This is a genomic window from Geobacillus sp. TFV-3, from assembly GCF_009901865.1.
GTDB lineage: Bacteria > Bacillota > Bacilli > Bacillales > Anoxybacillaceae > Geobacillus > Geobacillus thermoleovorans_A.
In genome coordinates, this window is the sequence record NZ_MPSP01000001.1 from 3,205,885 (window position 1) to 3,227,689 (window position 21,805).

Annotated in this window: 18 protein-coding genes and 4 pseudogenes; 2 read left to right on the forward strand and 20 right to left on the reverse strand. The window is 54.2% G+C overall.

Going from position 1 to position 21,805, the window contains the following annotated elements; translation table 11 throughout:
- Positions 1 to 147: 147 nt before the first annotated feature.
- The 3 pseudogenes from BJQ97_RS16265 to BJQ97_RS16275 form a co-directional block, all read right to left on the reverse strand.
- A pseudogene (locus BJQ97_RS16265) lies at positions 148 to 663 on the reverse strand (GDP-mannose 4,6-dehydratase); the annotation flags it as partial.
- Positions 664 to 939: 276 nt separating this feature from the next.
- Positions 940 to 2,383, reverse strand: a pseudogene (tnpC, locus tag BJQ97_RS16270) (IS66 family transposase).
- 103 nt (positions 2,384 to 2,486) lie between these two features.
- A pseudogene (locus BJQ97_RS16275) lies at positions 2,487 to 3,252 on the reverse strand (tyrosine-protein phosphatase).
- Between the two features lie 234 nt (positions 3,253 to 3,486).
- Here BJQ97_RS16275 and tagU point away from each other — a divergent pair.
- Positions 3,487 to 4,428, forward strand: coding sequence for a polyisoprenyl-teichoic acid--peptidoglycan teichoic acid transferase TagU (tagU, locus tag BJQ97_RS16280; RefSeq protein ID WP_160157374.1), 942 nt, complete (start codon positions 3,487 to 3,489; stop codon positions 4,426 to 4,428).
- Positions 4,429 to 4,881: 453 nt separating this feature from the next.
- Here tagU and BJQ97_RS16285 read toward each other — a convergent pair whose 3' ends face one another.
- The 8 genes from BJQ97_RS16285 to spoIIID all read right to left on the reverse strand — a co-directional run bounded on the left by BJQ97_RS16285 (position 4,882) and on the right by spoIIID (position 9,692).
- Positions 4,882 to 5,253: a hypothetical protein gene (locus tag BJQ97_RS16285; RefSeq protein WP_160157375.1), complete on the reverse strand. Its 372-nt coding sequence runs from the start codon at positions 5,251 to 5,253 to the stop codon at positions 4,882 to 4,884.
- A 143-nt stretch (positions 5,254 to 5,396) separates the two neighbouring features.
- Positions 5,397 to 5,834, reverse strand: coding sequence for a 3-hydroxyacyl-ACP dehydratase FabZ (gene fabZ, locus BJQ97_RS16290; RefSeq protein WP_160157376.1), 438 nt, complete (start codon positions 5,832 to 5,834; stop codon positions 5,397 to 5,399).
- 33 nt (positions 5,835 to 5,867) lie between these two features.
- A complete protein-coding gene (locus BJQ97_RS16295; RefSeq protein ID WP_160157377.1) occupies positions 5,868 to 6,209 on the reverse strand; it encodes a DNA-directed RNA polymerase subunit beta in 342 nt (113 codons plus the stop codon).
- A gap of 11 nt (positions 6,210 to 6,220) precedes the next feature.
- On the reverse strand, positions 6,221 to 7,042 hold the full coding sequence (locus BJQ97_RS16300; RefSeq protein WP_160157378.1) for a flagellar hook-basal body protein: 822 nt from the start codon (positions 7,040 to 7,042) through the stop codon (positions 6,221 to 6,223).
- A 21-nt stretch (positions 7,043 to 7,063) separates the two neighbouring features.
- Positions 7,064 to 7,888 (reverse strand): flagellar hook-basal body protein, encoded by an 825-nt coding sequence (locus BJQ97_RS16305; protein ID WP_160157379.1) that lies wholly within the window; start codon positions 7,886 to 7,888, stop codon positions 7,064 to 7,066.
- A gap of 26 nt (positions 7,889 to 7,914) precedes the next feature.
- Positions 7,915 to 8,043 carry a hypothetical protein gene (locus tag BJQ97_RS17980; RefSeq protein WP_268892812.1) on the reverse strand — a complete coding sequence of 43 codons (129 nt, stop codon included), beginning with the start codon at positions 8,041 to 8,043 and terminating at the stop codon, positions 7,915 to 7,917.
- A 277-nt stretch (positions 8,044 to 8,320) separates the two neighbouring features.
- Positions 8,321 to 9,322: a rod shape-determining protein gene (gene mreB, locus BJQ97_RS16310; protein WP_160157380.1), complete on the reverse strand. Its 1,002-nt coding sequence runs from the start codon at positions 9,320 to 9,322 to the stop codon at positions 8,321 to 8,323.
- 106 nt (positions 9,323 to 9,428) lie between these two features.
- Positions 9,429 to 9,692 carry a sporulation transcriptional regulator SpoIIID gene (gene spoIIID, locus BJQ97_RS16315; RefSeq protein WP_008880665.1) on the reverse strand — a complete coding sequence of 88 codons (264 nt, stop codon included), beginning with the start codon at positions 9,690 to 9,692 and terminating at the stop codon, positions 9,429 to 9,431.
- Between the two features lie 308 nt (positions 9,693 to 10,000).
- Between spoIIID and BJQ97_RS16320 the strand changes: the two genes are divergently transcribed.
- Complete coding sequence (locus BJQ97_RS16320) at positions 10,001 to 10,510, forward strand: BsuPI-related putative proteinase inhibitor (protein WP_160157381.1); 510 nt, start codon at positions 10,001 to 10,003, stop codon at positions 10,508 to 10,510.
- A gap of 210 nt (positions 10,511 to 10,720) precedes the next feature.
- Here the strand turns inward: BJQ97_RS16320 and BJQ97_RS16325 are convergent.
- The 9 genes and pseudogenes from BJQ97_RS16325 to BJQ97_RS16365 all read right to left on the reverse strand — a co-directional run bounded on the left by BJQ97_RS16325 (position 10,721) and on the right by BJQ97_RS16365 (position 21,805).
- A pseudogene (locus tag BJQ97_RS16325) lies at positions 10,721 to 11,255 on the reverse strand (chromate transporter).
- A 25-nt stretch (positions 11,256 to 11,280) separates the two neighbouring features.
- Entirely contained in the window at positions 11,281 to 12,885 is a 1,605-nt protein-coding gene (locus BJQ97_RS16330; RefSeq protein WP_160157382.1) for a gamma-glutamyltransferase family protein, read from the reverse strand.
- Between the two features lie 247 nt (positions 12,886 to 13,132).
- Positions 13,133 to 14,020, reverse strand: coding sequence for a stage II sporulation protein SpoIIQ (spoIIQ, locus tag BJQ97_RS16335; protein ID WP_160157383.1), 888 nt, complete (start codon positions 14,018 to 14,020; stop codon positions 13,133 to 13,135).
- Between the two features lie 174 nt (positions 14,021 to 14,194).
- Positions 14,195 to 15,226: a stage II sporulation protein D gene (gene spoIID / locus BJQ97_RS16340; protein WP_160157384.1), complete on the reverse strand. Its 1,032-nt coding sequence runs from the start codon at positions 15,224 to 15,226 to the stop codon at positions 14,195 to 14,197.
- A 556-nt stretch (positions 15,227 to 15,782) separates the two neighbouring features.
- Positions 15,783 to 17,087: a UDP-N-acetylglucosamine 1-carboxyvinyltransferase gene (gene murA / locus BJQ97_RS16345; RefSeq protein ID WP_160157385.1), complete on the reverse strand. Its 1,305-nt coding sequence runs from the start codon at positions 17,085 to 17,087 to the stop codon at positions 15,783 to 15,785.
- Between the two features lie 31 nt (positions 17,088 to 17,118).
- A complete protein-coding gene (locus BJQ97_RS16350; RefSeq protein WP_160157386.1) occupies positions 17,119 to 17,874 on the reverse strand; it encodes a YwmB family TATA-box binding protein in 756 nt (251 codons plus the stop codon).
- A 262-nt stretch (positions 17,875 to 18,136) separates the two neighbouring features.
- A complete protein-coding gene (locus BJQ97_RS16355; protein ID WP_160157387.1) occupies positions 18,137 to 18,376 on the reverse strand; it encodes a DUF1146 family protein in 240 nt (79 codons plus the stop codon).
- A 371-nt stretch (positions 18,377 to 18,747) separates the two neighbouring features.
- Entirely contained in the window at positions 18,748 to 20,241 is a 1,494-nt protein-coding gene (gene nuoN, locus BJQ97_RS16360; protein WP_160157388.1) for an NADH-quinone oxidoreductase subunit NuoN, read from the reverse strand.
- 4 nt (positions 20,242 to 20,245) lie between these two features.
- Positions 20,246 to 21,805, reverse strand: a complete 1,560-nt coding sequence (locus BJQ97_RS16365; RefSeq protein WP_160157389.1) for an NADH-quinone oxidoreductase subunit M — start codon at positions 21,803 to 21,805, stop codon at positions 20,246 to 20,248.

Consider the following 21,805-nt stretch of genomic DNA (forward strand, 5'->3'; position numbering starts at 1 on the left):
AATTTCTATAAAAATATACCTACGATTTATGTACACTACTCCATATCCCTTGACCGTCATGCATAGTTTGGCTAATCTGTTATATATAGAATATTCAATCATATATGACCATAAATAAACAAACCGCCCTTAACAAGGGCGGCTTGATCATTTGGATCCTTTCCGCTGATGCCATTTCCACGCGCTTTCGATGATTTGCTCCAACGAATATTCCGCTTTCCAGCCAAGTTCTTCATCAATTTTTTGTGAATAAGGCGTCAAGGCGCGCCGGGTCGCCCGGACGGCGGGCGGTGGATTCAATGACGGCTTTGCGGCCGGTGACTTTTTCACATGTTTCCATCACTTCTTTAACGGAATAGCCTAAGCCGTTGCCAAGGTGGTAAGCGGCGGTTTTCTTTTTGCCTGACAACAATGCTTCCAACGCTAAAGTATGCGCCTTCGCTAAGTCGGTCACATGGATATAGTCGCGAATGCATGTCTCGTCTTGTGCCGAAAACGGAAATTTTGTCGCGCTGGCCTAACAAGTGCTGCAAGACAAGCGGAATCAAATGCGTTTCCGGGTTATGGTCTTCGCCAATTTCTCCCGACTTGTACGCCCAGCGGCATTGAAATAGCGAAGGACGACATCGCCGAGCCCATAGCAGAGGCAAAATCGGCCAAAACTAATGGATTTGTTCGTTAATCATATGAAAATTAATACCCGTGGTGCTAGATAAACTCAAACAAGCATAAATATAGCCCTTGCCTGCGGATCTCCTGTAGAATGAAAGTGCCAACCATCATTCGAAAGGAGAATCCCCATGCAAGAGCACTTTCATTTTACTACAGATCGAGCCAAGATTTAAAAGCAATATGCCGCCATTTGTATCCATTCAGCCCAATACTAGTGAGATTTTCAGAATCCAGCACCAATAGGGCATTTCCCGTATCGAAAATGCCTTAGGAGGAATGGAGAATCGTTTGAAGAGACTCCCCGCTTAGAAGTCTTTGCAACGATTCCCAAGCCGGCTTTCCGTGTTTTTGCAGGGTAGACATGACGCTGCGAATGGTGCAGAAAGCCTCCGCATCGTCTTCCTGACGAAACGTTCCGGAAATTTTTTGTTTGACTTTCACCATCCGCAAATCGCGCTCGGCTTGGTTGTTGTCAAACGGCACTTCTTTCTTTCGCAGGAAGAGAAGCGCTTCTTGCTTGCGCTTTTCTAGACGCTGGATGAAATTCTGCGCGTTGCGGACGCCTTCATGCTTGCCTTGTCGGCAACGTTCCTCGAGTTCTCGGCGGCCATTCGCTAGAAGCTCGTCGTACACGGCTTCCCAATACCGGACTTCCTCCTCCGGCAGCGCTCCGCCCGCGTTCTCCACCGCCTGTTTCATCTTCAACAGCGCTTCGCTCATCTCTTTCGACCATGAATGGCCGTAAAGTTCTGTATATGCCCGAAGCTCCCGGAGATGATGGGCGTGGCAAAGGGCATGGCTCGCCTCTGTGTACATCGGGTGCACCGAATACGCATCGTGCACCATCGTTCCTTTGTACCGTGGCAAGAGCCCGATGTCGTCCGTCGCTTGCTTTCCACGGGAACGATGAAGCCCGTATCGGGTGACCTTGGCAGTGGAAGCCACATGCACCCATTGGTTCTTTCCGTTCACACGCAGACTCGTTTCATCGACGTGCAACGTCTTGGAAGCGAGCAGCGCCGCTTCCATCTCTTCAAGCGCTGCTTCGAACACAGGGAGCCGTCGCGACTGTGCCTGCACTCATCGAATGATCGACTAGCGCTTTGACCATCTCCGTGACACGCTCGTACGGGATCAACTGCGCATGATTCCAGTATAAAATGAGCGAAGTGATGACCGGTCCATATTGTACATGATGGGTTACATAGAAAGGGAACTCCGCCTGCTGGACAAGTCGGCATTCCGGACAACGCTTGATTTCCCGCTCATGTTGAGTCACTTCCATTCGAACCACAGGGAGGTCGAACACTTGGCGAATGTCTGCCTGAAGTGGAGCGACATGTTTGAAAGAGTGACCACACCCTTTGCATTGGGTCACGCGGTGAAGGACTCGGTGGTCAGGATTGGGGACTTGACGGAGCGTCGTTCCTCGGTGCCCCGGCTGCCCTCCCGGCTGTTTCTCCGACGGTTGGCGAGAAGGAGATTTCGCCGCAAACCGGTCAGAAGACGGCGGCAAATGGCTGTTGGTGCTGTTTTTTTTCGTACGGGCTTCTAATTCTGCGATACGTGTTTTTAGTTGTTGGTTTTCTTGACGCAGCTGCTCGTTTTCTCGGATGAGTGTTTCAATCGTTTGGGCTTGGTGTTCGATTTTGGCCACCATGCTTTCGAGTGTGAAGACCGCTTGTTGGAAATCAAAAACAACGTTTGCCATTGTGTTCACCTCCCTTGTCTAGGATGGTACTAGTATAGACAAGGGGAGCAGAAATAAACCCGATCTCGTAAACTTTTTCTATGTAATGGCTGAACAGTTACGATCAAAAGAGACCCAGGAATCTTTTCTTCTTGACCCGTTCCGGCTCTTCGCGGAACACCGATTGGCCGCGGACGAGCAGTTCGGCATTTTCTTGGAAGTAATAGACGGCGCTCGATCCATATTCCTTGCGGATGGCGTCATACGCTGCGCGGAGGCGAAACGGCCGTGTGTTCATGTTATGGGCGTCCGAAGCGATGAAATGGGCTAAGTTCGCCTCGATGAGTTGAAACGAGAACATTTTGATTTTCTTGCCGAAATGGCCGGTAATGCTTGACGCCGTCAATTGGGCCAAGGCTCCGCGTTTGATGAGTTGGTATAGCCGATCGGGTTGTTCCATGATTTCCGCATTCCGCTCTGGGTGGACGATAATAGGGATGATGCCTTTCACTTGCAGGTCAAACAGCAACTGTTCCGCGTATTTCGGCACATGATCGGGTGGAAACTCGATCAGTATGTAGGACGTATCAGCGATCGTCATCACCTCTTGCCGAGCCAGGCCGTCCAGCAAATCCCCGTGGATGCGCACTTCCTGGCCAGGAAGCACGGTCAAGGCGATGCTGCGCCGCTTCAGTTCATCATTCAGCTCTGCTGATTTGGTAAGGACAAACGGTTTCGGATTGTTGTAGCTTCCATTCTGGTGATGAAGAGTGGCGATGATGGTCGTGATCCCTTCCCCCACCGCTGCCTGTGCCATGGGCAATGGCGTCTTCCATCGTTTTGGCCCCATCATCCATACCGGGTAAGATGTGACTATGAATGTCGATCATCGTCACTCCTCCTTATTTTTTCGCTCTACTAAACACCTATTATGGTAACATAGGAAAAACAGTCTATCAATGAATGAAATTTGTCGAAAGTCGTCGGAATGGAAACTACATTCCTTTGATTGAGGCGCAAGCTGGAGGCCCCCTAACGTTGCTTCTAGTTGCCTTCTCTCAGAAAACAGTCTATAATCGAAATGATATGCACGAAAATTTCTCAATGGAAAAGGAAGAATGCCCATGAGAGCAGAACGTCGAAAAAAGAAGAAAACATGGCTTCGCTGGGTGGCGGGATTGTGCGTAGTGCTATTGGCGGGAGTAGGGATGTTCGCCTATTCCGTTTATCATAATGTGAAACAAACAGCGAATGAAATGCATGAACAAGTAAACTGGAAGTCGAAAAAACGGGACGAGGACGTGTCGTTTAAACGGAAGACGCCGATTTCGATTTTATTGATCGGCGTCGATGAACGGAAAGGAGACCGCGGGCGTGCGGACTCGCTGATCGTCATGACAGTCAATCCAAACAAACAGTCGATTGACATGCTGAGCGTGCCGCGCGATACGAGAACGGAGATTATCGGAAAAGGGACGGAAGATAAAATCAACCACTCGTACGCCTTCGGCGGGGTCGAAATGGCGATGGCGACTGTTGAGCATTTTTTGGACATCCCGATCGATTATTACATTAAAGTGAACATGGAAGGATTCCGCGACATCGTCGATGCCGTCGGCGGGGTGACGGTGAACAATCCATTCACTTTTACGTATGAAGGAACGCACTTCCCGAAAGGCGAGATTACATTAAACGGGGACGAAGCGCTAAAATATTCGCGCATGCGGAAAGAAGATCCGCGCGGCGATTTCGGGCGCCAGGACCGGCAAAAGCAGATCATCCAAGCGATTATCGAGAAAGGCGCCAGCTTCTCGTCGTTAACGAACTACAGCGACGTGCTCGCAGCGATCGGAAAAAATGTGAAAACAAACTTGACGTTTGAGGAAATGAAAGAAATTCAAGCGAATTACAAAGACGCCCGCAAACAGATCAAACAGCTCCACATCACCGGCCAAGGGACGAAAATCAACGGCATTTATTACTTGATCGTGCCGGAGAGCGAACGGCTGGCAATTTCGAACGAGTTGAAAGAGCACTTGGAGCTGAAAGCGACGGCAGTGAAGTAAATGAGGGAGGGTGTCCCAAAAGAATCGGGACACCATTTCTTATTTCTGTATGATAGTAGAGATAAATAATTCATAATACACAATATATTGTATTTCTTTTGAGAGGATTGACGCTTTTGGGTCAGCCCCTTTTCATTGAGCGATGAAGTGCCTAGCGAGCTTTGTTCGGATCGTCCGATACTGTTGCGCGATGGACGATTTCGGATTGTCGACGGTAATTAGCTTCTGTTTCGCTTTTGTGTCGTGCTTTCCGGTTTTACGAACCTATGGTTTCACCTCTTATTTACGGAATGGTGACTTAGTGTTTCATGTTTGAATGGTGACTTAGTGTTTCATGTTTTGATTTAAATCGACTCGATCATGCTGACAGCACCAGCAGTGTACTATATCTAACAGAAATTTTATCCAATTTCTACCAATAAAAAAGCTGCCGAACAGGCAGCTTCCATGCGGTTATTCATCTTTATTGTCTTTATCATTCGCATCCCGCGGATCTTCAATCGGGTCTTCGCGGTCCGGAACTGCGTCGCGCTCATCGTCGCCCGGTCCGTTGTTCGTGTCGTCTCCCGGCGGGAGTTGGTTGTTTTGGTTGTCGTTCAGATCGGTATCGCGGGTGTCCGGGATGCCGTCATTGTCTTTGTCGTTGTCGACGTTATCGTTTTGGTTGATGTCATCGGCCGGGTTCATGTCTTGATCGTTGACATCGTTTTGATTGTTGTTCGGCGGCGGCGGATTGTTGTTGTCGCGGTTCATATTGCATCCAGCCGCTAAAAAGAGGGCGACAAGGGCGCTGAACAACCGGATCAACAGCGCTTTTTTCTTCATCCTATCGGCTCCTTTCTGTTTGTTGTTGTGACCTTATGTAAGGCCGGTCCTTGTTTATCTTTCCCAGAAAGAAACTTTTCATTCGTTCGCGATATAGCGCAGCCGACAAGAAAAAACGCGCTCCCCAAAGGAACGCGTTTTGTTCAGTCAGCTGGTTTGTCGCCAAGGGCGAACATCAACTCCGTTTCGCAGACGAGCTCACCGTCGACGGTAGCGACGCCTTTGCCTTTGCCGATAGCGCCGCGGGCGCGGAGAATTTCCACTTCCAAGCGGAGCTGGTCGCCCGGTTTGACTTGCTTTTTAAAGCGGCAGTTGTCGATGCCGGCGAAAAAGGCGAGGCGGCCGCGGTTTTCCTCGCTTTGCAGGAGGACGACGGCGCCGACTTGGGCGAGCGCTTCGACGATCAACACGCCGGGCATGACCGGGTATTCAGGGAAGTGGCCGGCGAAGAACGATTCGTTGGCGCTCACGTTTTTGATGCCGACGGCGCGCTTGCCTTCTTCGATTTCAAGAATGCGATCAACGAGCAAAAAAGGGTAGCGATGCGGGATGATGGACTGGATTTGCTGGATGTCAAGCATGGGCAAACTCCTTTCTCTCGTTTGGCGGCTTCATCAGCCGCGGTCCGTTCCTTTCTCGACGATATCGATGATGTGCTTCCATGTGGACGGGCGGAATACATCGAGCGGCTTCCCATCGCCGATGGCGCTGTAGCCGACGACCGCGCCGGCGGCGAGGCTTGCGGCCATCAAGATGATCACGATGATCAGCCGAAGCCAGATTGGGATGAGCCGGGTGCGGACGAACCGGCGCGGCGCGGCCGCCTTCCCTTCCGGCGGAAGGGCTTTGGCTTCTGGTTCGGCGGGAGCCGGCGGGCTCTTTCTCACTCGGCCTTTCCGCCTCGCCATCCGTGAAGACGGCGCGTGCATAGGTTCTTGATGCCTCTCGTCACTCATAGCGATCCTCCTTATGAGGAGCGCATGCCGTTAATCAGCCCGAGCATTTGTTCGGAGATGGAAATGGCGCGGGCGTTCAGCTGATACGCTCGGCTTGTCGCCATCAGGCCGACCATTTCCTCGCCAAGGTCGACGTTCGACTGTTCCAAGGCGCCTTGCTTGACGCTGATTTGGCCGCGCAAGTTGCCGTTGAGCTCCCGTGCAGCGCCGGAAACGGCTGGCGAGGTAAAGAAGTTTTCGCCTTGCGCTTCCAAAAGCTGCGGGCGGTCAATGGCCGTGACGCCAAGGTTGACGCGGGCGACGACGCGTCCTGCGGCATCAGTTGCCGTCAGCGTCCCGGTAGGGGACAGCTGAAAACCGGTTGCTCCGGCGGGAAGCTCGATGGGCTCGTTCGCTTCATCGAGCACCGGGCGGCCATCGCTCGTGACAAGGGCGAGGCGCCCATCCATCGGCGTGATATAAAAGTTGCCGGCGCGGGTGTAGCCGATCGTTTCCGCGCCGTTTGGATCGGTCAGACGGACGCGAAACCATTGGTTTTCGGCCGTCAAAGCAAAATCCAAGGGGCGTCCGGTCTCGACAAGCGCGCCTTGCTTGGTGATCAGCATCGTCGAAGCGAGGCGCGCCCCGTTGCCGTAGCGCACGCCCGCCGGCGTTTGCCGGGGCGCTTCGTCGTTCGGCAGGCGGTCGATTTGCTGGGTCAAAAGCTCGGCGAAGCTCGCTTCGCGCCGTTTAAAGCCGACGGTGTTGCTGTTGGCGATGTTATGGCTTAGCGTATCGAGCCGCTGCTGCAGGGCGTTCATCGTGTTGGCGGCGGTGAGCATCGAACGAAGCACGGGCTTGTCCTCCTTTTGTCATCATTTCAGGCGGCCGACTTCGTTGACCGCCTTGTCCAAGCTGCGGTCGTACGCTTGGACGATTTTTTGGTTTGCTTCAAACGTGCGGTAGGCGGCGAGCAAATCGGTCATCGTCCGCTCGATGTCGACGTTTGATCGCTCAAGAAAACGCTGTTTCACCGTATACGTCACATTGCCGGGCGCCTGCGGCAGCAGGCCTATCGTGCTGCGGAATAAACCGTTTCCTTCCTTCACCAACGCTTGCGGGTTGGCGGCGAATGCGACGCCGAGACGGGCGGCCGCTCCGTTCTCATCGATGATCGTTCCGTCGTCGCGAACAGAAAACCGCTCGCTTGAAAGCGGAATGCGCCTGCCGTTGTCATCAAGCACATACCAGCCCTCTTGCGTCGTCAAGTAGCCGTCCGGGCTCAAGGTGAAATGGCCGTTTCTTGTGTAGCGGACTTCGCCCTCGCCCATTTCGACGGCAAAAAACAGCGCGCCGCGCTGCCCGCTCGCCCGGTCGACGGGGACTTGTCCGTCCACAAGGGCAACATCGGTCGCCAAGCCGGTTTCCGTTACATCCCCTTGGCGGAAGTTCGGGATGAGCTCTTGCATATAGACGCCCGTGACGAGCGGCCCAATGACGGTTTGCGTCGGGATGGCGCGCCTTGGGGCGGCCGGTTGATCCTCGAGGCGGCTCATCAGCAGTTCCGGAAACGCTCTCATGGCAGCCGCATCAGCTTTGTATCCCGGCGTTTCGGCGTTCGCTAGATTGTTCGTCAACCAATCGACGCGCCGCTCTTGCGCCAACATGCCGCTGGCGGCGGTGTACAACCCTCTCAACATGACTAGCACCTCACTTGTCCAATCGATCAGAAAAAGCCGCGACCGCTCTTTAGGCAACGGCGGATGGGGGCCATATGGTCAAGCGGGCGGCGCGTTGCCCTGCCGCGCCGCTTCTTTCTCTCTTCATTATAAGCAGGCAAGGGCAGCCGCGGCATCCCCCGCCCTTCCTTTTTTGTCCTGATTGTCCGGGCAACAGCTGCGGACGTTTTGATCACGCCTTGAAAACATCGTTCTTCCAAGGCGGGCTCCTGAATCCCTACGCAGGTTGGCCTTTTGCGGTTTCCCCTTCCCGCTTTTTCGAGGTCCGGTGATTTCGTGCAAATTACTGCTTGACTGCACCTGTTTTTCAATTAGAGAAACCTGCGAAATCAGCTTTCGTTTTTAATGAAATGCCGCTGATTTGCATGCGGCAGCCGTTTTTTCACCGGCCTTTTAGATCAGCTGCGATGTCGGCGCCCGATCGATGTTTTCCAGCATAATCCCGGTGCCGAGGGCGACGCAGTCCATCGGGTTTTCGGCGACGAACACCGGCAGTTTCAACTCTTCCGCTAAAAGCAGGTCGATGCCGTGCAAGAGTGCCCCGCCCCCTGTCAAAATGACGCCGCGGTCGATAATATCCGCCGACAATTCCGGCGGTGTGCGCTCGAGCACACTTTTGGCGGCTTGTACAATCAACGACACCGGCTCGCGCAACGCTCGTTCGATCTCCTCCGACCGGATGGTGATCGTGCGCGGCAGTCCGGTGACGAGATCGCGCCCGCGGACGTCGATTTCTTCGGACCGTGCGCCTGGGAATACCGTTGCGACTTTAATTTTGATTTCTTCGGCCGTTCGCTCCCCGATCAGCAACTTATATTCACGCTTGATGTAGTTTAAAATTTCCAAGTCGAACTTGTCCCCAGCCATTTTAATGGAAGAGGCGGTGACAATGTCTCCCATCGAGAGAACCGCCACGTCGGTCGTGCCACCGCCAATATCGACGACCATGTTTCCGCACGGCTGAAAAATGTCCATTCCGGCGCCAATGGCTGCGACTTTCGGCTCTTCCTCCAAGTACACTTTTTTGCCGCCGCTTTTTTCCGCTGCCTCTTTGATCGCTTTCCGTTCCACGGATGTCGTGTTCGTCGGGCAACAAATCAAAATGCGCGGTTTGGCGAAAAAGCCTTTTAGGTCGAGCTTGCTTAAGAAATGCTTCAGCATCGCTTCGGTAATGTCAAAATCGGCGATGACGCCGTCTTTGAGCGGCCGAATGGCAACAATATTCCCAGGAGTACGTCCGACCATTCGTCGTGCTTCTTCGCCGACTGCCAGCACTTTGTTCGTATGTTTATCGATCGCCACGACGGACGGCTCATTGAGCACGATGCCTTTGCCTTTGACGAAAATGAGGACGTTCGCCGTGCCTAGGTCAATGCCGATGTCTCGTGAAAACATATGACTTGCTCCTCCTTGCCTCTGCCCTGAAATCATTCCTAATTGTTTATTTTACCATATTTTCTTGCCGGAATGATACTGCAAACGGCAGATGGCAAGGAAAAAGTCAGTTGTTTTTCACTGCCTGCTTTTTATACTTTTTCTTCGTTGCCTCCCCGCCGCGCAAATGGCGGATCGATTTATGGTAATCGAGAATTTGTTTGACTTCTTGGGCCAGCTCCGGGTTGATTTCCGGCAGCCGCTCGGTCAAGTCTTTATGGACGGTGCTTTTGGATACGCCAAATTCTTTCGCAATGACGCGAACGGTTTTCCTCGTCTCCACGATATACTTGCCAATCTTGATTGTACGCTCTTTGATGTAATCGTGCACACCACTCGCCCTCCCTAAGTTGGATGTGAGAAGTGAGAAGTGTGAAATGAGACTCGTCTTGCCAATGATGAGCGCCGCTTTCGTTGGATGTCTTAGAAGCGTCTTCATCGCGTCGCTTGCCGGTTGTGAACGATCCCCACCTCAACCACTCTCATTGCTGTTCAATTTGTAACATTTTATTAGACAAATCGGGCATATATACCAGAAATATCAAGGCGGACAACGGTTTTTTCACAGTTTTTTGCCGATTGTAACGAAGAGGAAATGGGAAACGACTATAATATAGAAAAGCCAAAGGAGGAGCGAGAATGGGAAAAGGAAAGACGATTGGCATCATTGGGGCGCTCGTGGGAATAGCAGCGGCGAGTGCGTTGTTCATGTACACAAACAGCAGTGATCGACCGCAGGCGAAAGACGATTTGCTTGGCCCCGCTCCCGCGGGCAAACCGGCCCAAGCGGGGGGAAAAGGAATCATTGCTGGGACGCTTGAGCCGTCATTGAGATATGAGAAGGAAAACGGCGCCTATGTGTTTACATTCACAGTGAAAAACCAAACCGAACGCGTGCAAACGGTGACATTCACGAGCGGAAAAAAATACGATTACATCTTGTATCGCGACGGACAGAAGGTGAAGCAGTTCAGCGAAGGGAAAATGTTTGCGCAAATTTATGAGGAACGGCCGTTAAAACAGGGGGAAGAGCTGTCGTTTCAGGAAACGTTCCGCGACCTAGAGCCGGGGACGTATACGCTCGAGTGGTGGCTCGCTGACCGAAATTGGCCGAATGCAAGAGCGAAAGTGACGTTTACGGTCGAGTGAAGGCGCTGCCGGTTTTGCCTTCGCGGCTGTTGCCGCGCTCGCCATTCGGCGTCTAAATGAGGAAACGCTCCTGTCCCGAGCGCTTTTTGCGGCCTTTTCCAACAGGAATTTCTGCATTGATGTTCTTTTTTGCCCGCACTGCGACAAAAAGAGGGATGCTCATCCAAGGATGACGCATCCCGTTGCAGCGCCGAAAGGATTTTCCCTGCATTACAACAAAAAGAACGCCCCGTACACAAGCGACAAGGCGATGACGTACGCCGGGTGCAGGCGCCATTTGCCAAACATCAAAAAGGCGCTGGCGGCGGCAAGAAACACCGTTCGGCCGAGCCCGGCCCCTTCATACGACTCACGGAAAAAGTCGATGGCCATGAGCGCAAGCATCACGGCGATCGCTGGGCGGATATAGGCGGTAAGCCGCTTCACTTGCGGCGCGTCTTTCCATTTGTACAACAGTTGCAAGAGCGCCAGCAGCAAAATGAGCGAGGGAGCGACGCTGGCAAACACGGCGACAATAGCGCCAAGGACGCCAGCCTGTTCGTATCCAATATAGCCAGCCATTTTCGTTGCAATGGGGCCGGGAAGAGAGTTGCCAAGCGCCAGCACTTCGCTGAACTCGTTGACCGTCATCCAGCCGTAGCGGTCAACGACTTCGTGTTCGATGAGCGGAATGGAAGCCGGGCAGCCGCCGTAGCCGAGAATGCCGGGCCAAAAAAAAGGCGAGAAACAAATGCCATTGGTTCATCGAAGTCATCCCTTTATCGTGAGTCTCACCAAGCGGTGACTGCACCGTCCGTGCGCGGCTCCGTCCCGGCGGCGAGCACGCCGGTGTCAGGATCGCGCCAAATGATTTGCCCGCGGCCGAACGGACCTCCGTCAAGCGCCACACGGATGTCATGCCCTTTGCGGGCGAGCGCTTCGGCGATATGGCGCGGGAAGTGCGGCTCCACCAACACCGTTTTCCCTTCCATCCATTGCCAACGTGGCGCATCGAGCGCCGCTTGCGGGTTCAAGTCAAAATCGACCGTGTTCATGATCACTTGCAAATGCCCTTGCGGCTGCATGAATCCGCCCATGACGCCGAACGGACCGACCGGCGCGCCGCCTTTGGTCAAAAAGCCAGGGATGATCGTATGATATGGCTTTTTCCGCGGCGCCAGCCCGTTCGGATGGCGCTCATCGAAGACAAAGTTATGGCCGCGGTTGTGCAAGGCGATGCCGGTGCCTGGGACGACGAGGCCCGAACCGAAGCCCATATAGTTGCTTTGGATGAATGATACCATATTGCCTTCGCCGTCGGCGGCGGCCAAATAGACCGTTCCGCCTTTTGGCGGCGTCCCCGGCTCCGGTGTGAGCGCCTCCTCGCCGATTTGCGCCCGGCGCGCGGCGGCAAACGACTCCGACAACAGCTCGTTTGGGCTGCAGCTCATATAGCGGCGGTCGGCGATGTACGCTTTCCCATCGGCAAAGGCAAGCTTCATCGCCTCGATTTGCCGGTGGTGCGTCTCGACATCCGGGACACTTGGCACGTCAAACCCGTTCATGATGTTTAACGCCATTAAGGCCACAAGCCCTTGGCCGTTCGGCGGAATTTCCCACACCTCATAGCCGCGGTAGGAGACCGAGATCGGCTCCACCCATTCCGCCTCGTACTCGGCGAGGTCATCCGCCGCCAAAAAGCCGCCGTATTGCTTCGAGAAAGCAGCCATTTTTTCCGCCAGCTCGCCGCGGTAAAAGCTTTCTGCCTCGGTCTCAGCGATCAAGCGAAGCGTCGCGGCATGATCTGGTGACGCCCACATCTCGCCGATCTTCGGCGCGCGGCCGCCCGGCGCAAACGTTGCAAACCAGGCGGCGAACTCCGGCCCACGAAGCGCTTCTTTGTATGTACGGAACGCCGCAGCCCAGTACTTTCCGAGCACGGGCGACACCGGGTAGCCGTTTTCCGCATAGGCGATCGCCGGCGCGAGCGTTTCCGCAAGCGGCAGGCGGCCAAAGCGTTTTGACAGCGCCGCCCACGCCGCCGGCGCCCCCGGAACGGTCACCGGAGCGAAGCCGTATTTCGGCATCTCCGTATAGCCGCGCTCTTTGAGCGCTCCAATCGAGATCGCTTTCGGCGCATAGCCGCTTGCGTTCAATCCATACAGCTTCCCGTTCGTCCAAACAAGGGCGAACGCATCGCCGCCGATGCCGTTCGATGTCGGCTCCACGACCGTTAAACAGGCGGCCGCGGCGATCGCCGCATCAATGGCATTGCCGCCTTTTTTCAACACATCAAGCCCCGCTTGCGCCGCGAGCGGCTGCGACGTTGCGACGACGCCGTTTTTGGCAAACACCGTCATCCGCTGCGATGGGTATGGGTGGTATAGGAAGTCCATGGCAACCCCTCCTCACTTCACTTCATGGCAAGCAACGACAACGGTCGATGTCATCTAGTTTCACTGCCTTGTCACCCGCCTAGCATCCATTTTCTATCATTATACCCGTTCCGGCTGCCAGGTTGAAAGCTTTTTCATCCCTCTAGGGCGCAACATGACGATGAAAAAAGGCCCGCCCGTTTGTCTTGGCAAACGGACAAGCCTTTTCGTCGCGTTTTTCGTTTCCTCTTGCTCGACGTTTTGTCGATTACGCTCTTGCCATGCCGATCGAGGCGTCTGGCGTTTTGTAGGACGAAGCGTCGCTGTTTTCGTCTTGATTGTTGTCGCTTGGCGCCGTCGAATGGTCGTCAGCCGGCGCTTGTTCATTCGCTGGGTTTTCGTCTGTCGGCGCTGTTTCGTCGCTTGGCATCAATTCTTTTTCTTTGCTCGTGGCGGCGCGATCGCTTCCTGCGTTGTCTTCCGCTTTGTCAGTCAAAGCCGTCAACGGTTTGTCGACATAATCAATCGGATTCACCGCCCGGCCGTCTTTGCGAATTTCAAAGTGGACGTGGATGCCGGCTTCTTTGTTGAATTCGCTTTGCCCTGCCTTGCCGATCACTTCGCCTTGTTTCACCGTGTCGCCGGCTTCGACTTTCACATCAGCGAGCGATTGATAGACGGTCGTGACCCCTTGTTCATGGTTGATTTCGACAACGTAGCCCAAAATCGGGTCTTTTTCCGCTTTCGTCACCGTTCCGCTTAAGGAAGCGGTGACATCAAACGTTTTGCCGTCTTGGCGCACAAGATCGATGCCTTGGTTCGGGTGGTACGTATGATCATAAAAGACGAGGGCTGCTTCCTGTTCTGCTTCCGATGCTTTGTCATCGTAGAATGGCGTTTTCACTTGCACCGCATTCGGATCCAGCACCGGCATCGCAATCGTTTCGACCGTTTCATTGACCGGAACAGCTGGATTTTCTTGCTGGGCGGTGCCGTTTTTCGCCACGTTGTCTCTGCCCGTATTCTCCTCTTTGCCCAATTGGAACCAAAGCGCACCAGCGACGATCAATGCGGCAGACGATAAATAGATCGCCGGAAACACCCAACGTTTGCGGAACAGACGCTTCAGCGACGATTGTTTTTGTTCCTCTCTCATGTTCATCACCTCAGCAACCATTTTGAACAGAAAGAGGAAAAGATATACACATAGAAAACAATTTTTTCACTTATTTTTTGACATTCGGCTAGATTTTATACAAAAAAATGAGGGGCGTCTCCCTGCCGCTTGCCCCGAAAGTTTGACAGAAAAACCGGGGCGCAGAACCCCGGTTCATCCATTTTTCGCGGTCAATTTGTTTAAAAACGCCGTCGCCGACGAAATATGGACACCGCGGTAATAATATTTGACGATGTCAGCGTACGTTTTCCCTTCTTTGGCCATAAAGTTGGCTCCGTATTGGCTCATGCCGACGCCATGACCATAGCCTTTCGTCGTAATGACGATGTCATCTCCATTGCGCACCCAGGTGAAATCACTCGACGGCAATCCGAGCCGTTCACGCACATCGCGGCCCGTAAACGTCTTGCCGCCGATCTTCACTTCGCCGACGCGGCGGCCGGGAGTGCGCGATACAATGACGCCGACTGAGCCGTCAGCGGGCAGTTCGACCCCCAGTCTTCGCTCGAATTCCGCCACTGGCATCGTTTTTTGCTGGTAAAACTTTGGGGATTGTTTGTCCCATGGGCTGGCGACGCTTTTTAAATACGGAAAATCGCTTTGCCAATAGGCTTCGGAATTTTCTGTATAGCCGTTGCTTGTCGAAAAAAACAGTGCCTCGATCGGCTCGTTGTTGTATGTCAAAATTTGTCCTTGCGTGTCCATCACCGCTTTTGTCACTTTTTTCATTTTCCAATCGTAGTCGCTGCCCCATAGTTTTCGCAGTTCGTCATCGCTGTAATAGACTTGATGAGCCACTGTGTCAGTCACATTCGCTCCTTTTGGCAGGCGAAATGGCTGGTTGGCGAGCAATTGCTTCACGATGTACGTTCTGGCTGTCAACGCTTGCGCCTTTAATGCCTCGAGTTCAAATTCGGCCGGCATTTCCGCCGCCACGACGCCGATGACATATTGCTCAAGGGGAATATGTTCGACGCGTTGTTCTTTGCTTCGATAGACCGCCACGTCGATGGACGGCCCTTCGGCTGCCTGCGATCGCTGGACTTGTTCTTGCTTGTGCAGTTGTTCGGCCAATTTGGCCACCTTCCCGTCATAAAATGGAAGAACGAGCGCCGTCGGAATGACGAGGATGGCGACAAACAGCGAGAGAGCGAGCGCCATCACCGGTTTCAATCGTTTCACCATAGCCGAGCCCCCAATATGCATTTTCCAAGCACAAGCGGACATCGTGAATGAATGCCTGCGTTGGCTTCGGTTCGTTACTATAGTTATGGGCTCGGACAAGTATATATGACAGTTTTCTTTCCAGCCAAAACCTCCATGAGCGCGTTTCGCATCCCGCCTAAAAGGATGGTGAAAAACAACGGATTCGCTCGGTTTGGGAGAAATCGCAAGGAATGACGCTATGGCGTTTCAAGGTTTTTCCATTGGAGAAACACTGTTGGAGAACAGCATTTCCCCTTTAAATCACCCGCCTTCTAAACATGAAGCCGTTGAACTGAACGGCGGCGATGAAACAAACCGCTTTTCGAAAGCACATGTTTCACCACTGCCGCAGCTTGCCGCGCGCGATGCAATCAAGCTTATGGAGAAACTTCATACAGACGGTCTTTCTCTGAGCTTCAAGACAGGCCGTCAGGAACGAACGGTTATTTTTTACCGGCCGTCGACGGTCGCCTGTGTTCCAAGAAAAAACGACCATTCCCTGCTCAAAGGCAGTTCACGGTCGTTTTTTCGCTCGTTATCCGTTCCATTGGATCGTTTGAATTTGGTCGAATTGTTCCGCTTCTTCACGGACGCGTTCAATGTCAGCCCCAAGCGCAGCCAACTTTTCATGGAAGCGGACGTACCCGCGGTCGAGATGACGAAGCTCGGTCACACGCGTGTAGCCGTCCGCCGCGAGTCCAGCCAAAATCAACGCCGCCGCTGCGCGCAAATCGGTGGCCGCCACTTCGGCGCCTTGCAGCTGGCACGGGCCATTGATAATGACGGAACGCCCTTCAATTTTAATGTCGGCGTTCATGCGCCGGAATTCCTCCACATGCATGAAGCGGTTTTCAAAGACGGTCTCCGTAATCATGCTCGTGCCTTCCGCTTTCAACAAGAGAGCCATCATTTGCGACTGCATGTCGGTCGGAAAGCCCGGGTATGGCATCGTTTTAATGTCAACGGCTTTCAGCTTTTCCGAACCAACAACGCGCACGCCGCTTTCCTCTTCAATGATGGTCACACCCATTTCTTCGAGTTTGGCGATCAGCGAGCCTAAATGTTCCGGAACGGCTCCTTGCACGAGGACATTGCCGCCGGTGATCGCCGCCGCCACCATAAACGTGCCGGCTTCGATGCGGTCCGGAATGACCGTATGCGTTGTGCCGACGAGCTCGTCAACTCCCTCGATTCGAATCGTTCCGGTGCCGGCGCCGCGCACTTTGGCGCCCATCGCGTTCAAAAAGTTTGCCAAATCGACGATTTCCGGCTCTTTGGCGCAGTTTTCGATCACAGTCGTGCCTTCCGCGAGCACGGCGGCCATCATAATGTTTTCCGTCGCCCCGACGCTTGGAAAGTCCAAATAAATTTTGGCGCCGCGGAGCCGTCCGTTCACTTCCGCATCGATAAAGCCATTGCCGACTTTCACAGACGCGCCCATCGCTTCAAATCCTTTTAAATGTTGGTCGATCGGGCGCGAGCCAATGGCACAGCCGCCCGGCAGCGCCACGCGAGCTCGGCCGTTGCGCGCCAACAGCGGCCCCATGACCAACACCGACGCGCGCATTTTTCGCACATATTCAAACGGCGCTTCCACTGTCAACGGACCGGTGGCGTCAACGGTGACCGTCTCGCCGGCAATGTGCACGTCGGCGCCTAAATAACGGAGCACTTCACTGATTGTATATACATCGGAAAGAGCAGGCACATCATGAATCGTACTTGTTCCTTTCGTAGCCAATAAAGTGGCAGCGATGACGGGCAAAACGGCATTTTTTGCGCCTTCCACTTTGACGGTGCCGCTCAACCGGTTTCCGCCACGGACGATGATCTTTTCCAAGGTATTCCCCTCCGCGTCCAATTTCTCTATATTAGTATTCAATGGTAATGATTGGGGTTCCAGCAACGACGCGCGTCTTGCCGCCCAAACTTTTCCTCAAGGCGAGTTGCAGGTTGATCGGCTGATGATTGGCGGCCGGGAGAACGTTCTTCCACTGCCCAGTATATGCAGACAGGGAAACGAGTGACTCTTCCCGCAGCCACTCGACAGGCGTCGCGTGGAAATCGCGAAGCAATTGAGAGGCTTGGTCGAACAAACCACCTTCCATATTACCACTGAACTCGCCTTCCATACAAGCAAAAAATGTAGGATGGTTCACAAATAGTCCGTTCGTCGTTTTTTCAATGTGCCTTTTTATGTCTTTCCAACCAGCTTGGCTCCATGTTGGGCCTGCCGCTTCATAGAGGATATACGTTTGCGGCGTTCCATTTGTGACGGTCATCACGAGCTGGATTTGTTCACGAAAGAAGGAATGGTCGTTCGTGCCGATCGCCTTTTGCCAATGGCTAGTTTGGTGGAACGTCCAGCGAAAGGAGCGGTATGTTTGTTTGAACTCCGCCATTTTTTTGAAAAAGTCCGCATCATTTTGAATATCGTGGGCATACTCTCTTGTGTACACGCCCCAGCGGCCGAGCGAGGCACCGTGCTGCGCCAAGGTGTGCGCCATCATTTCCAACGGTTCGGACCATTCGTTCCCCTGCGCGCCTTCCGTCCGATATTGCCCTGCGGCCAACGACAAGACCGCAGCGACGAGCGCCATCAGCCAACAGATTGGATTTTTTCTCATCTTCGTTCCCTTCCTCTCCTTACTTGTTATTGTTGCCACCGGGCAAGGGAACATACGTCAAAAAAATCGACAACCGCCGATTTTTGAAATCGCTTTCATAAATAAACTTTCATAAATAAACATCAAAGCGGAGGGCAAACGGCCGAGAATCTATGGAAGAAGGGGCAGGACGGGGAGCAAAGAGGCGGCAAGAACCGATCACAGAGAGCGGGCAAGCAGGCAGTTGGAGGGGGAGCCGAAGCACCGCGGCGCCCCGGCCTCTTTAATCGCGGAATAAATACGGCAAATCGGTTGACCAAGCCCAATAATCGAGGAAAAAGTTCGCCACCGTCGAGCCGATGGCAATCGTCAATAAAATGTACAGCAGCCGCCCTTGAACGACGCGGTTGGGCCGAAGCAACACCTCGAGCCGCACCGCCTGCAGCGTCCACCACGTCACCGCTAGAAACACCAAATGAACGATAATCGAAATCAACGCTTGTTGGCCGATGGCCGGCATCATCAAGTTTCACCTCTTTCCCAAGCATATGTGAAACAGCGCATGCAAAGCATTTCCTCTTTTTCGGAACGCAACGAGCAGCCAAAGCACTTCAATTCGTTTCGAAAACAAGTGAGCTCTTCTCCCCCGAAACAGAGAAAGCGGCGCATCCAAGGCGCTCTTCGCCCCAACACAAAGCCAGCGGGATGATGATTCCCCTCTTTCTATGAAACGATAAAAATGCGCAGGCCTTGAAACTTCTTGCTAGGTGGAAAGCAAACATTGCTCAATGAAGCTTTCCTGCGCAAAGCAAGCAGCCCATCCCCTCCTTTCCAAACGAAGCCGGCGACGCAAAAAAAGAGGAGAGGCATTCTCCCTCTCCCTTTATTCTACCGTTACGGCAAAAAATCGCCAAAATGCCTGAACTGAGCGAGCACATCGTAAGCAAGCCCCGGCGCCCAGCCGATCGCCAACGTTCCGAGCGCGCAAAGGACGACGGCGGTCGACAGCCCGGCCGGCAGCCGGCCAAGCGGCGCCGTGAACGTCGGGCGGAAAAAGAGCTGGACAATCAAATTGAAATAATACACATAAGAGATGACGGTCGTGATCGCCATCACCGCAGCGAGCACATAATGGCCCGGCTCTGTGACGACAAGGCCGATGAAAATATGCAGCTTGGCGATAAAGCCAGCCGTTCCTGGGATGCCGGCGAGCGAGAGCAAAAACAGCCCGAGCGCCGCAGCCAGCAGCGGACGGTGCCGATATAAGCCGGTGAGTCCATCCAAATCATCGGATCCGGTTTCATTGACCATATGAGCAATAATGGCAAACACCCCGATGTTCATCAGCGTATAGACGAGCAAATACATCCAGAGCGAATCGATCATCGCCCATGACATCGCGGCAAACCCGGCGAGCAAGTAGCCGGCGTGGGCGATGCCTGAGTAGGCGAGCAGCCGCTTTAAACTCCGTTGCCGAAGCGCCACGACGCTGCCGATGATCATCGTCAATCCGGCTAACACGGTGATGACCGGCTGCATCGACAAAAGAAGCGATGATGGGTCACGGCCTTCAGACGGCGCCGCGGCAAAGATCGTCACCAGCAAACGGAGAAGAAGGACAAAGCCGGCCGTTTTCGACACGACAGCAAAAAACGCGGTCGCTGGAACGGGCGCCCCTTCATACACGTCCGGCGCCCACATATGAAACGGAACGGTCGCCAGCTTAAACGAAACGCCGATGAGCAAAAGGAGAAACGCCAAAGCAAGCATGTATGGCTCGTTTGTCTCCTGCAAACGGCGCGCGATGCCGCCGAGATTCGTCGTTCCCGTCAAGCCGAACACATAGCTCATGCCAAACAGCATGATGGCGGTGGCGATGCCGCCGTTGATGACGTATTTGAGCGCCGCCTCATTCGACGAAGGCGCTGTTTTGCGCAAGCCGGCCAAAATGTAGGACGACACCGAGAGCAGCTCAATGCTTACAAATAATGTAAGCAAGTCGCCGCTGGACGCCACCATCATCGCCCCAAGCAGGGCAAACAGCATCATATAGGCAAACTCGCCGCGGTGCGGACTGCCTTCTTTCGGCGCCCATTCGGCCACTAAAAGCAGAGCGAGCGCTCCGCCAGCCAACAAAATGAGCTTGAACGCTTTGGCGAACGCATCGAGCCGAAACGTATCATGCAAAATCGACGCCGGCTCGGCCGGGATCATCGCCGCTGTCGCGATCATCGCGAGCACCGCCGCCGCCGCGGCGCCCCAAGCAAGCGGCCGGCGGCTTCGATCACTCGGCAGCGCCAAGTCCATCACCAACAGCGCTATGGCGGCCGCGAGGACGATCCATTCGGGCGCCATCATGCTCCAGTCGGATTGCCATACATCGTTCATGTGATCACCCTCCTAGCCCGTTCATCATCGTCTCTACGACGGCCGCAAGCGGCGCGGCCAATAGCTGCGGATAGACGCCGACGACCACGATCAACGCGACGAGGATGAACGCCGGCGCCGCTTCTTTCCCTCGCAAGTCGACGGCAGCCCGATGCGCCTCAATCTCCCCCGCCTCCAATCTTGAACCCATGACCGCCTCTTTACGGCCGCGGCCGAATGTGATGTCAAGAACAGCCTTGAGCGAGTAGGCGGCAGCCAAAATCAATCCCAGCGCCCCTACGGCGGCAAGAGCCGGCTTCGTTTGAAACAGCCCGAGAAACGACGTGAATTCACCAACAAATCCCGCCAGCCCCGGCAGACCGAGCAAAGCGAGCGCCGCTGTGAGCAAATACCCCGAAAAGAGCGGCATCGCTTTCGTCAGTCCCCCAAGCCGGTGGATGTCCGTTGTTCCGATTCGATGAACGAGAACGCCGACAAGCAAAAACGACAAGGCCGAGATGAGACCGTGAGCGACCGATTGAAAGACCGCTCCTTGAATGCCGGCCTCATTCAACGCGCCGAGGCCGATGAGCACAACCCCCATATGCGACACGCTCGAGTAGGCGAGCACGCGCTTCAGTTCGCGCTGGCGAAGCGCCAACAGCGCGCCGTACAGCACGTTGATGACGCCAAATAGAGCAAGAACGCCGGCAAACGAGCGGAACTCGTCCGGAAACAAGCCGACCCCGAAGCGAATCATCCCATACGCTGCGATTTTCAGCAACACCCCGGCATGAAGCATCACCACCGGCGGCGGCGCTTCGACGTGGACGCGGATGAGCCAGCGGTGGAACGGAACAGACGGCAGCTTGACGGCAAATGCCAACAGCAGCCCGCCGACCAGCCAGCGACGCCCTTCCTCCGTCAGCGGCGCAATCAGTTGCCCTTCCGCCGCTGGATTATGTAACATTTCATGAAGCAAGGCAAAGTTCGCTGTTCCAGTTCGGCCAAGCAACACCGCGATCACGACAAGCAACAAAGCCGATCCGAGCCCGTTGTACAACAAGTAGCTGTACGCCGCCCGCTCGCGCTCAAACCCGCCCCACTTGCCGACGAGAAAAAACATGGCGACCAACGTCACTTCTAAGAAGAGGAAAAACCAAACGAAATTGGCGGCGGAAAATACGCCGAGCATGCCAATCTCAAGCGCCAACAGCCAGAGAAAATACCCTTTTTTCTCCGTTTTGACAAGCATCGACGCCAAAGCGGCCAACGTCGACAACGCCGCGGTCAGAACGATAAAGACAAGCGACAGCCCGTCGATGCCGAGCTCATAGCGGATCACATACGCCGCGTCCGTCAAAAACGGCAGGTCAGTAAGCCGCACCCAGTCCCGCGCTTCATCGAGCCGCTCGAGGCGAAACCCGCGTCCAGACTGGATGAAAGCGAACAACGCCAAAATGAGCGGCGGCAAGGTGGCAGCTGTTCCGAGCCATTGAATCATTCGTTCATCCGTTTTGCGGACAAACATCAGCAACACGATGCCCAACAGCGGCGAAAAGACGAGCAGCGACAAAAACATCAT

Bases quoted from the DNA above. Each gene is read 5' to 3' on its own strand.
- mreB (WP_160157380.1), bottom strand. From the start codon at position 9,322: ATGTTTTCACGAGACATCGGCATTGACCTAGGCACGGCGAACGTCCTC.
- BJQ97_RS17980 (WP_268892812.1), bottom strand. From the start codon at position 8,043: ATGCCGCGGCTGCCCTTGCCTGCTTATAATGAAGAGAGAAAGAAGCGG.
- BJQ97_RS16285 (WP_160157375.1), bottom strand. From the start codon at position 5,253: ATGAAGAAAAAAGCGCTGTTGATCCGGTTGTTCAGCGCCCTTGTCGCC.
- tagU (WP_160157374.1), top strand. From the start codon at position 3,487: ATGAGAGCAGAACGTCGAAAAAAGAAGAAAACATGGCTTCGCTGGGTG.
- BJQ97_RS16330 (WP_160157382.1), bottom strand. From the start codon at position 12,885: ATGGACTTCCTATACCACCCATACCCATCGCAGCGGATGACGGTGTTT.
- BJQ97_RS16350 (WP_160157386.1), bottom strand. From the start codon at position 17,874: ATGAGAAAAAATCCAATCTGTTGGCTGATGGCGCTCGTCGCTGCGGTC.
- BJQ97_RS16320 (WP_160157381.1), top strand. From the start codon at position 10,001: ATGGGAAAAGGAAAGACGATTGGCATCATTGGGGCGCTCGTGGGAATA.
- BJQ97_RS16295 (WP_160157377.1), bottom strand. From the start codon at position 6,209: ATGAGTGACGAGAGGCATCAAGAACCTATGCACGCGCCGTCTTCACGG.
- spoIIQ (WP_160157383.1), bottom strand. From the start codon at position 14,020: ATGAGAGAGGAACAAAAACAATCGTCGCTGAAGCGTCTGTTCCGCAAA.
- BJQ97_RS16355 (WP_160157387.1), bottom strand. From the start codon at position 18,376: ATGATGCCGGCCATCGGCCAACAAGCGTTGATTTCGATTATCGTTCAT.
- BJQ97_RS16365 (WP_160157389.1), bottom strand. From the start codon at position 21,805: ATGATGTTTTTGTCGCTGCTCGTCTTTTCGCCGCTGTTGGGCATCGTG.
- BJQ97_RS16305 (WP_160157379.1), bottom strand. From the start codon at position 7,888: ATGTTGAGAGGGTTGTACACCGCCGCCAGCGGCATGTTGGCGCAAGAG.
- fabZ (WP_160157376.1), bottom strand. From the start codon at position 5,834: ATGCTTGACATCCAGCAAATCCAGTCCATCATCCCGCATCGCTACCCT.
- spoIID (WP_160157384.1), bottom strand. From the start codon at position 15,226: ATGGTGAAACGATTGAAACCGGTGATGGCGCTCGCTCTCTCGCTGTTT.
- nuoN (WP_160157388.1), bottom strand. From the start codon at position 20,241: ATGAACGATGTATGGCAATCCGACTGGAGCATGATGGCGCCCGAATGG.